Origin of the sequence: Sphingopyxis granuli NBRC 100800 (assembly GCF_001591045.1) — a bacterium.
Taxonomy (GTDB): domain Bacteria; phylum Pseudomonadota; class Alphaproteobacteria; order Sphingomonadales; family Sphingomonadaceae; genus Sphingopyxis; species Sphingopyxis granuli.
In genome coordinates this window covers 20,598-28,425 of sequence record NZ_BCUA01000050.1, presented here as the reverse complement: position 1 = coordinate 28,425, position 7,828 = coordinate 20,598, and the positions used below count along the sequence as shown (strand labels likewise).

The following is a 7,828-nucleotide window of genomic DNA, read 5'->3' as shown; positions in this document are numbered from 1 at the left end:
GGGGGGGGGGGTGCGGCGCCGCTGTCGCTCTACAGGACGAAGCGATGACGATCCTCATCGAGCGCAAGGAAAACCGCTGCCCCATTGTCGTGAACGATCTCGGCGCCGGTCAGCTGACGGTTCCAGTCGCGCGAAATCGCCAGATCGGCAACGCGAACGCCGAGATGTGCCAGCCCCACCCTGCCCATGCGCCGCAATCCCCCAATCAAATCTCGATCATGATCCGGACTTTGTCGGGCGACGTCCCGAGAAAGCGCGCGATCTGCTCGCGGCTTTGCGCGAGCAGGCCGGCCAGCTCGGCGGACTTCGCACCCGTCATCAGTTCGCCCGCCGAGACGCCCAATATCTCGCAAATCTGATTGAGCCGCTTGAGCACCGGGCGGCGCTGGTCGCTCTCCCACATGCTGACCGTCGGCATGCTGACACCGATCTTCTGCGCGAGAATCCGCTGACTGATGCCTCGGGCTTCGCGAAGACGGCGCAAATTCGTGCCGAGGCTGGGCATGGTCGTCGACATAATTTTTGCTCGGAGCATGACCGAGCAGGTATCGTTAAGAGCCCCCACTATTCTCGGAGGGCGGCAATCCTTGCTAATTGCTTTTCCCAGCGGGATCGCCGTCATATCCCGAATTTCGATTGCGGGTCCCAATCCCGCCCCGCTCGTTTCAGTGGCTGGCGTCAGATGGGTATGGACCGAAGTGAGATAGGTTTTTTTGCTCCGCACCTCCTGCATTTGGAGCGGTGCCGCCACCAGATCATGTCATCGTGCCGTTTCGACATTGGCCAGCAGATCATCGAGTCCAAACACCGTTTCATTCCGCACCCGCGGCATTTGAGACGCGCTGTGCAAAGGTTTTGAGCCAGACTGAGACGGGGTGCCGGGCCATACCGGCAGGCTAGCGATGTCATCGTGATATTCGCAACCGATTCGATCAGCGAGCGAGCATTATCAACAGGCTTCGCTCCACCTCCGACCAACACTGGCGATGGAAGCGTCAATGCATTAGCAATCCCCGCAAACCACTCGGTGGGGCGGGTCACATCGGAGACGGAACACCCTTTTCCACGGGATCATCAATCATGAAAAAAGCTGACCAAAAGAAAATGAACCGGGTGCTTAAGCGAATGCTGGCGACATCGCCCATTTCCGATAGGGAAGAGCCAGGCCACCCACGAGATCGCAAATCTGTTTCGCGATCGCCGCAGAATTCACATCGCGGCGGATCATAAACGATGCCGGGGCACGATGAATGCCTCGCGTCGTAGCCGCGCACATTACAACAAATGGTGCAGTCGACCGCTACGCCTTTCTCTTGGCAGGTAAGCGTATGATGCCGGAACGAACCTTACGCCCGGCAGTGACGTTTTCGCTCCGTTTAGCTTTGCTTTCGCCGCTCCCCGGGATAGCCAGATGCCCCATCGCCTCCCGGATACGCTGGGTCATGAACCACGCCGTCTTGTAGGTAACACCGATCAGTTGTTGAAGCTGAGATATGCTGACAGCCTTCTTGCTCGACGAGAGAAGGAAGACCGCCAGTAACCACCGGTCCAGCGACACTTTGCTATGCTCGAAGACGGTGCCGACCGTGACGGTGAAATTCTTGAGGCACGCATTGCACTGGATCAATCCGGCGCGATGGGACTTGCCTTGCAAGCGATGAACGCGCTCTTTCTCCCCGCAATGCGGGCAGACAGGACCTTTCGGCCATCTCAGCCGTTCCAGATGCTCGCGAGCCTTTTCGACATCGCTGAAAATGGGATCGTTGAGGTCAAACATCGCCCGATTCACCTATGCAGAAATAGTGGGTACAGAATTCTACGCGACATACATATTTATTTCTACGCAAAATAGATAATTTTTCTACTTAAAATATATAGAAAAATTACCCCTTTTGATTTGAAGATTTTTGTTATTTTATTGTTATAAAGAGATTATTTTTGATCATAGATTCGCGTTCAAACTCAGAAAATTGCCTTAAGGGAAAACAAAAAACTCAGAGCATAAATGAAAGAAAACGGAGGTAAAAATATGCAATTAATTGCATATTTTCAGAGGTTATGAATCAACGAGCAATTCCTTTATCCGGGGCCAACTTTTTGAAGTTTCCAGTCAAGAGAAAGGAGACGACCGAACGGCTCGAGGGCATCGAGGCTGGCACTGCACGCCTCGTCGGAACCGACCGCAATCGAATCGTTGCGGAAATCTTCAGCCTTTTGGACGATAAGGACGCCTATGACGCCATGGCCCGCGCCCACAACCCCTTCGGCGACGGGCGTGCGGCGGAAAGAATTGCGGAGATTGTTGCGCGTGCCCATCGATAGCGAACAGAAAGTCACCGTCCTCGGCCTCGGTTATATCGGCCTGCCCACCGCGGCGCTGATCGCGCGGTCCGGGTGCCGGGTCACGGGCGTCGACGTCAGCCGGCATGTCGTCGACACCGTCAACAGCGGCCACGTCCATATCGAGGAGGTCGACCTCGACGGTCTCGTCCAGGGTGTCGTCGCGCGCGGTACGCTGACCGCGTCGACCGAGGTCGCGCCCGCCGACGTCTTCGTCATCGCGGTGCCGACGCCGCACGACGAGGAGCATCGCCCCGACATCCACCATGTCCTGTCCGCCGCCCGCGCACTGGCGCCGGTGGTGAAGGCAGGCGATCTCGTCATCCTCGAATCGACCTCGCCCGTCGGCACGACCGAGAAGGTCGCGGCGCTGATCGCCGAACTGCGCCCCGATCTGAAGGTGCCGGGCGCGTGCAGCGGCGCCGCCGACATCTTCATCGCCCATTGCCCCGAACGCGTCCTGCCCGGCCGCATCCTGATCGAGCTGGTCGACAACGACCGCTGCATCGGCGGCATCACCCCGCGCTGCGCGCGGCGCGCGATGACCTTCTATCGCCAGTTCGTGCGCGGCGCCTGCATCACCACCTCGGCGCGAGCCGCCGAAATGGTGAAGCTGGTCGAGAACAGCTATCGCGACGTCAACATCGCCTTCGCCAACGAGCTGTCGATGATGGCGGAGGAAATGGGGGTCGACGTGTGGGAGGTGATCCGCCTCGCCAACCGGCACCCGCGCGTCAACATCCTCCAGCCCGGGCCGGGCGTCGGCGGGCATTGCATCGCGGTCGATCCGTGGTTCCTCGTCCATGGCGCACCTGCGCAAAGCCGCCTGATCCGCACCGCGCGCGAGGTCAACCTCGCCAAGACCGCGCATGTCGTCGGCGCGGCCGAAATGCTCGTCTCGCAGCATCCGAAGGCCCGCGTCGCCTGCCTCGGCCTCGCGTTCAAGCCCAATATCGACGATTTCCGCGAAAGCCCCGCGGTCGAGGTCGCCGCGGCGCTCGCGCGCCGGTTCGGCCCGCAGATCCATATCGTCGAGCCCTTCGCGCGCACGCTTCCGGCCGCGTTCGCCGATACCGGTGCCGAACTGATCGATCTCGATAGCGCGCTGGCGTCGTGCGACATCCTGATCGTGCTCGTCGATCACGACCTGTTCCGCTCGATCCCGCTCGAGGAACGCGCCGACAAGATCGTCTACGACACGCGCGGCCTGTGGCCCGACCAGCCTGGAGCGGCGACCAGCCACCGTCTGCACAGGGCGGCCTGACCCTTCCCGCTTGACGCAGCGGGGGCGGCTCCACATCTCTTCACCATGCTCGCGCGCCTGCAAACGCTTGTCGTGGAAAAGCCCTGGGGCCGAACCGACATACCCAGGGATTTCGGGGATTTCGGCGGCCGCCGGATCGGCGAGATATGGTTTGCCCATCCCGACGGCGACGATGCGCCGATCCTGATCAAATTCCTCTTCACTTCCGAACGCCTGTCGATTCAGGTTCACCCCGACGATGCGGCGGCGCAGGCCGCCGGCTTCGCACGCGGCAAGGACGAGTGCTGGCTGGTGCTCGATGCCGATCCCGGCGCCGAACTCGGAGTCGGGCTGGTCGCCGCAACGTCGCGCGAGGCGTTGCGCGACGCCGCGCTCAATGGATCGATCGTCGACATGATCGACTGGCGGCCTGCACGGGCAGGCGATTTCGTCTATAATCGGGCGGGGACGATCCACGCGATCGGCGCCGGGCTGACGGTGGTCGAGGTGCAGCAGAATGTCGACTGCACCTATCGGCTCTACGATTACGGCCGGCCGCGCGAATTGCACCTCGACGCCGGGCTGGCGGTCGCGGCGCCGGGGCCGCGCCCCGATCCGCGCGACGGCCGCGTCGAGCCGGACGACAACCGCCTGCTGGTCGACGGCCCGCATTTCCGCCTGCTGCATCTGGCGGGCCCGGACGCCGCGGCAATGCTACCCCGCGCCGACGGCGCATACAGCTTCGTACCGCTCTCGCCGGGGTGCCGCGTCGATGACGAGGCGGTGGCGCTCGGCGAGTGCGTCGTCATCGACCGCGCCGACGGCATCGCGCTGGCCCCGGATGCCCGCGCCCTTCTGTGCTGGTCCTACTGATGGCGATGCGGGGCGAAGGATGGTAACAGAAAACGCATGATCGTTCCCGTCATCCTGTCCGGCGGATCGGGCACCCGCCTGTGGCCCGTGTCGACCAGTGCCGCGCCCAAGCAGTTCCAGCCGCTGATCGGCGGGGTCAGCCTGTTCCGCCAGACGCTGGATCGCGTCGCCGATCGCACGCGCTTCGCCGCGCCGCTGGTCGTCTGCGGCCCCGGGCACGTCGCGCCAGTCGAGGCCGATCTGGCGGCGGCGGGAATCGCCGACGCGCGGGTCATCGTCGAACCCGCGGCGCGCAACACCGCCCCGGCGATCGCGCTGGCCGCGCGCGCCTGCGACCCCGGATCGCTGCTTCTCGTCATGCCCGCCGATCATGTCATGACCGACGTCACCGCTTTCCTGCGCGCGATCGACACGGCGCGCCCCGCGGTCGAAGCGGGCGCGATCGCGACCTTCGGGATCGCTCCGTCGCATCCCGAAACCGGCTATGGCTATATCGCGGCGGGCGAAGCGCATCCCGATGCGCCCGGCGTCCACAGCGTGCGGCGCTTCGTTGAGAAACCCCCACGCGAGCGGGCGGAGGCGATGCTCGCCGAAGGCGGCCATTACTGGAACGCCGGCATCTTCCTGATGCGCGCCGATCGCTTCCTGACCGAGCTCGAACGCCAGCAACCGGCGATGGCCGCGGCCTGCACAGCCGCGATGACGGACGCACGGCAGGATGGCGGACGCATCCATCCCGATACCGATGCCTTTCTGCGCAGCCCCGCCGATTCGATCGATTATGCGGTGATGGAGGGCGCGGACCGGGTCGTCGTCGCGCCGGTCGATCCCGGCTGGTCCGACGTCGGCGGCTGGGCGGCGCTGCACGCGCTGGGCGCGAAGGACGACGCCGGCAACGTCCGCATCGGCGACGTCGTCACGCTCGACGCCGAACGCAACTATCTGCGCGCCGACGGCGGCAAGCGCATCGCCGTGGTCGGTGTGTCCGACCTGATCGTGGTGACGCACGGCGACGACATCTTGGTCATCCCGCGCGAGCGCGCGCAGGAAGTCAAGGCGATCGTCGAGTATCTGGCCGCACACCCACCGCGTTGACGCGGGAAGCTCTGTCCGTCCGCAGTAGTGCCCTTGCGCCGCGCGGCGGCGGCGTTAAACCGCTTTCATGCGAAACCATCTCCTGTCCAGCGCGATCGCGCTCGCAACCGTCCTGTCCACCCCCGCCCTCGCCCGGCCGATGACCGAGGTCGATCTGGCGACAATGAAGCGCGTTGCCGCTCCCGCCGCCTCGCCCGACGGACGCTGGGTCGCATTCCAGATCACCGAGACCGAGGCGGAGACCTACAAGCGCTCGACCGGCCTGTGGCTTCTCGACCGCAAGGCGAAGGGAGCCGTGCCGGTGCGCGTCGCCGACACCCCGGGCAAGAACGAGACGAGCCCGGCGTTCGGCCCCGATGGCGCGCTTTACTTCCTCTCCGACGCCTCGGGCAGCGACCAGCTCTGGCGGATCGCCGTCGGCGACGGCAGCGCCCCGGCAACGCAGGTCACCAGCGAGAAGGCCGACGTCGCGGGCTTCAAACTGTCGCCCGATGGCCGGCGCCTGCTCGTCTGGGGCGACGTGCCCCGCGAGTGCACGGCCTTCGGCTGCGATGCGAAGGAAAAAGGCGCGCTCGTCGGACCGGGCAGCGGCCGCCACTACAAGGACGGCGTCGGTTTCGTCCGCCACTGGGATCAATGGGAGACGCCGGGCACCCATAGCCGCCCCTTCGTCTTCGATCTCGCCGACGGCAAAGCGACCGCGGGGCGCGCGGTCGACGGCTCGCTGATCGGCGACACGCCGTCGAAACCCTTCGGCGGCGGCGAGGAGCTCGCCTGGGGCGCCGACAGCCGCACGATCTTCTTCACGCTGCGCAAGGCCGACCGCGACGAACCGACCTCGACCAACCTCGATATCTATCAGGCGAAGGTCGATGCGCGCATCGCGCCGATCAACCTGACCGAAGCCAACCAGGCGACCGACACGCTGCCCACGCCCTCCCCCGATGGCAAGTGGCTCGCCTATGCCGCGATGGCGCGGCCCGGCTATGAAAGCGACCGGCAGGTGCTGATGCTGCGCAACCTCGAAAACGGCGAGACGCGCAAGCTGACCGACGCCTGGGATCGCTCGGTCGCCTCGATTGCTTGGGCGCCCGGCGGCAAGGCGCTCTACGTCACCGCGCAGGAGGTGCTCGACCATCCCGTCTTCCGCGTCGATGTCGCGACAGGCAAGGTCGAGCGCCTGAAGGCGTCGAACGCGGCGACCGAGGGCAATATCGGCGACGTGACCCCGCTCGCCGACGGCGGTCTGCTCTATTCGCGCAATTCGATCCTGCTGCCGACCGACCTCTACCTCCGCGATGCCAAGGGCAAGGTGACCCAGATCACCGACGCCAATGCCGCGATTCTCGCCGAACTCGATCCGGTCAAGGTCGAACGCATGCAATTCGCCGGTGCGAACGGCGACACGGTGTGGGGACAGATCATCAAGCCCGCCAATGCCACCGGCAAGCTGCCCGTCGCCTTCCTCGTCCACGGCGGACCGCAGGGCAGTTTCGGCGACAGCTGGTCGACGCGCTGGAACCCGCGCCTGTTCGCGCAGCAGGGCTATGGCGCGGTGACCGTCGATTTTCACGGCTCGACCGGCTATGGTCAGGCCTTCACCGACAGCATCAACAAGGACTGGGGCGGCAAGCCGCTCGAAGACCTGAAGCTCGGCCTTGCCGCCGCGGGGCAGAAAGATGCGCAGCTCGACATCGGCAACGCCTGCGCGCTCGGGGCCTCCTATGGCGGCTACATGATGAACTGGATCGCCGGGCAATGGACCGACGGCTTCAAATGCTTGGTACAGCACGACGGCGTCTTCGATGCGCGCGCCATGGCCTATGAGACCGAGGAGCTGTGGTTCGACGAATGGGAGCATGGCGGGCCCTATTTCGCGGTTCCGCAGGAATATGAGAAATGGAACCCGGTGAACCATGTCGACAAGTGGAAGACGCCGATGCTGGTGATCACCGGCGAAAAGGATTTCCGCATCCCCTATACGCAGGGGCTCGCCGCCTTCACCGCGCTCCAGCGGCGGGGGGTGCCGTCCGAACTGCTCGTCTTCCCCGACGAGAATCACTGGGTGCTGAAGGGCGCGAACAGCGTCCAGTGGCACCGCACGGTGTTCGACTGGATGAAGCGCTATCTGAAGAAATAGCTTCCATTTCCCGCCTCTCGTCACCCTGGATTTGATCCGGGGTCCCGCTGATCCCACGAAAGCGGGATGCCGGATCAAGTCCGGCGTGACGAAAGAGGTAGGGCGGCGAGACGATCACCCCCTTGCCGCATCGCAGC

The 7,828-nt window shown here is 64.3% G+C and carries 7 protein-coding genes and 1 pseudogene; 5 read left to right on the top strand and 3 right to left on the bottom strand.

Going from position 1 to position 7,828, the window contains the following annotated elements; translation table 11 throughout:
- Positions 1 to 29: 29 nt before the first annotated feature.
- The 3 genes from SGR02S_RS20090 to SGR02S_RS12455 form a co-directional block, all read right to left on the bottom strand.
- The gene (locus tag SGR02S_RS20090) at positions 30 to 188 is read right to left on the bottom strand and encodes a VOC family protein (protein WP_156483071.1); all 159 of its coding nucleotides are present in this window, start codon (positions 186 to 188) and stop codon (positions 30 to 32) included.
- A 17-nt stretch (positions 189 to 205) separates the two neighbouring features.
- Entirely contained in the window at positions 206 to 751 is a 546-nt protein-coding gene (locus tag SGR02S_RS19645) for a helix-turn-helix domain-containing protein (protein ID WP_156483070.1), read from the bottom strand.
- 549 nt (positions 752 to 1,300) lie between these two features.
- Positions 1,301 to 1,777 (bottom strand): transposase, encoded by a 477-nt coding sequence (locus SGR02S_RS12455; RefSeq protein WP_082797124.1) that lies wholly within the window; start codon positions 1,775 to 1,777, stop codon positions 1,301 to 1,303.
- Between the two features lie 341 nt (positions 1,778 to 2,118).
- On the opposite strand from SGR02S_RS12455, the pseudogene SGR02S_RS12450 reads away from it, so the two are divergent.
- The 5 genes and pseudogenes from SGR02S_RS12450 to SGR02S_RS12430 form a co-directional block, all read left to right on the top strand.
- A pseudogene (locus SGR02S_RS12450) lies at positions 2,119 to 2,322 on the top strand (UDP-N-acetylglucosamine 2-epimerase); the annotation flags it as partial.
- Complete coding sequence (gene wecC, locus SGR02S_RS12445) at positions 2,309 to 3,604, top strand: UDP-N-acetyl-D-mannosamine dehydrogenase (RefSeq protein WP_067110200.1); 1,296 nt, start codon at positions 2,309 to 2,311, stop codon at positions 3,602 to 3,604. The pseudogene SGR02S_RS12450 and the gene wecC, both read left to right, overlap by 14 nt.
- 45 nt (positions 3,605 to 3,649) lie before the next feature.
- On the top strand, positions 3,650 to 4,456 hold the full coding sequence (locus SGR02S_RS12440; RefSeq protein ID WP_067110178.1) for a class I mannose-6-phosphate isomerase: 807 nt from the start codon (positions 3,650 to 3,652) through the stop codon (positions 4,454 to 4,456).
- A 36-nt stretch (positions 4,457 to 4,492) separates the two neighbouring features.
- Entirely contained in the window at positions 4,493 to 5,551 is a 1,059-nt protein-coding gene (locus SGR02S_RS12435) for a mannose-1-phosphate guanylyltransferase/mannose-6-phosphate isomerase (RefSeq protein WP_067110175.1), read from the top strand.
- Between the two features lie 67 nt (positions 5,552 to 5,618).
- A complete protein-coding gene (locus SGR02S_RS12430) occupies positions 5,619 to 7,691 on the top strand; it encodes an alpha/beta hydrolase family protein (protein WP_067110172.1) in 2,073 nt (690 codons plus the stop codon).
- Positions 7,692 to 7,828: the final 137 nt, after the last annotated feature.